The sequence below is a fragment of the Pseudescherichia vulneris NBRC 102420 genome (assembly GCF_000759795.1).
GTDB classification, from domain to species: domain Bacteria; phylum Pseudomonadota; class Gammaproteobacteria; order Enterobacterales; family Enterobacteriaceae; genus Pseudescherichia; species Pseudescherichia vulneris.
This window is the reverse complement of record NZ_BBMZ01000050.1, coordinates 1-1,916: the sequence shown is the minus strand read 5'-3', so window position 1 is coordinate 1,916 and position 1,916 is coordinate 1. Positions and strand designations below refer to the sequence as shown.

Annotated in this window: 1 protein-coding gene; it reads right to left on the bottom strand. The window is 57.5% G+C overall.

Going from position 1 to position 1,916, the window contains the following annotated elements:
* Positions 1-58: 58 nt before the first annotated feature.
* Positions 59-1,546 (bottom strand): group II intron reverse transcriptase/maturase, encoded by a 1,488-nt coding sequence (gene ltrA, locus EV102420_RS20770; protein ID WP_165570679.1) that lies wholly within the window; start codon positions 1,544-1,546, stop codon positions 59-61.
* Between the last annotated feature and the right edge of the window lie 370 nt (positions 1,547-1,916).

Sequence of the window (1,916 nt, the reverse complement as noted above, 5' to 3'; positions counted from 1 at the left end):
GTCGCGGTAGGGATACCCGTTACCGGGTACCCCCCGCACAGATCCCGGCGTGCGCTATTTACGCACCGGGCTCCTGCCTCGGGTGTCTGGCGGTGAACCGCTCCACAGGCCATGGATGAAGAACCCGAACCTTCGGCAGCCATGCGGCTGCCAGTCTGTTAGCTTTCGTCCATGTCGTATCATCCTGCTGGCTTCTGCGCTTCAGCGCCCGTCGCCAGAGGTCTGTTACGTATATCCTGAACTTCCGCATCATGGGATAGTTGCCCGGGACTGAGTGGTAGTTCAGGTATCCCTGAACCACCCTTCTGAGCCATTTTCCCTGTTCGGGGATTGAGTAATGCCAGCGCTTTCGCAGTCCGTCCTTGATGGCTTTCAGTGTCGCCGTCATCCGATCCCGGCGTGTCTTTCGTATCAGCATGAACCTGCCGCTACGATCTTTCCCACTGATATGCGTGAACCCGAGGAAGTTGAACGTTTCCGGTTTACCTTTTCCCCTGCTGGCGCGGTTTTCGGCTGCGAAGCGGCCGAACTCCATCAGTCGGGTTTTCTTCGGGTGTACCGTGAGTCCGAACTCCCTCAGCCTGCGCTGCATGGCTATACGGAAGCGTTGAGCGTCGATTCGCTTGTCGAACCCGATGACGATGTCATCGGCGTATCTGACCATGACCACATTGCCTGTGGCATGGCGGCGTCGCCACTGATGTGCCCACAGATCGAAGACATAGTGGAGGTAGATGTTTCCCAGCAACGGAGATATAACCGCACCCTGTGGGGTGCCTTCCTCCGATGCCCGCCATTCTCCTTCCTCTGAGGTCCCGGCTGTGAGCCACTTTCGTATGAGCCTGATTACCCTCTGGTCGCCGATTCTGTGCTCTATGAACCTGATTAGCCATTCATGGCTTACCTTGTCGAAGAACTGACTGATATCGGCATCCAGTACCCAGTTTACATTGGTCCGGACCAGCCCTGTGGCCAGTGCGTCCAGCGCATTGTGCTGGCTTCGCCCGGGTCTGAACCCGTATGAGAACCCCATAAAGTCGTTTTCGTAGACTGCATTCAGGATCTTAACCAGCGCATACTGGACGATTTTATCTTCCAGTGAGGCAATCCCGAGCGGGCGTTGTTTACCATCCGCTTTCGGGATGTAGTGCCGCCTGCCGGGCTTGGCCCTGTAACTGCCCTGATGAAGCCTCCGGTGCAGATCTGCTATGTTGACCTTCAGGTTTTCGGCGTAGTCCTTCCACCTGACGCCATCAACTCCGGCAGCCGCTTTCCTGCTCAGGGAGAGGAATGCGATCTCCAGTGCCTCTGCTGTCAGAAGGTGGAACAGTGCTGTAAACCGTTCTTTCTTCCGCTGCTTCGCAGCTTCCCGCACGCGTGACAGCCTCTGTGACATACTTTCCCGGCTCTGCGTCCGGCGCATGTGTGGCTGTTCCGCGTTTCCCTTGGCCCCGCTCCTTCGCTCCACTGACTCCGCTCCTTGCGGATTGTTCGCCAGCTTCGCAGCTACTATGAGCGAGTCCGACTTCTCCTCTCCGTACATCACCGGCTTCGGCTCCTCGCCTTCCCGGTGCGGGCCATCTCCGGCACTGGCAGATGGTCAGAGGGGAGAGCTCCCGGTTCCCGCGTAAAGATCGTATTGACATGCCAGGGTCTCAGACCCCGCCGGGTCCATATGGCACTCGCAGTAACGCACCCTATGATGTTGCCTTCCGTAAACAGTACAACGTCGGCACCCGGGAATTTAATATACATTTCGTGGCTCAATGGCTGGCCTGTCAACACCCCTGTCAACGCTTCGCCCCATACCTCGCGGTATGCAACGCATGACTCGGGGACCCTGTGGATTGCTGGTCCTTCAATGGTCGGGGACTTCCACCCCTTAATCTTTACCGGTCTCCCGGCGCACACTGTAT